Annotated in this window: 1 protein-coding gene; it reads left to right on the forward strand. The window is 66.9% G+C overall.

Annotated elements, in window-relative coordinates:
- Positions 1-59: 59 nt before the first annotated feature.
- Positions 60-284, forward strand: a 225-nt coding sequence (locus J0A65_RS27165) for a hypothetical protein (protein ID WP_206597260.1), incomplete at its 3' end; no start/stop codon positions are given.

The following is a 284-nucleotide window of genomic DNA, read 5'->3' on the forward strand; positions in this document are numbered from 1 at the left end:
GTCGAGACGCATGGGAAGGCTCCGGTCCGAGAACATATGCAGCGCAGCAGCCGGTCACCATGACCGGCCAGTATTGCCGTTGTTGTATCGGCCGCGACGCCACAGAACATGAGGGCGGTTCGGGAGGTTTTGTTTGCCCGTTCGTGGCGGGCGACGGCAAGCGAGACCAGAACCTGCGCGGTGGCACGCGAGGGTGCGCTCGCCGAGCCGGCGTGAGCGTGCGCCTGTGCGGCGGGGAAGGCCGCGAGACGAAGATGCAGAATGCGCCGCAAGAGGGCTTGCGG

It is taken from the genome of Bowmanella yangjiangensis, from assembly GCF_017255015.1.
Taxonomy (GTDB): Bacteria; Pseudomonadota; Gammaproteobacteria; order Enterobacterales; family Alteromonadaceae; genus Bowmanella; species Bowmanella yangjiangensis.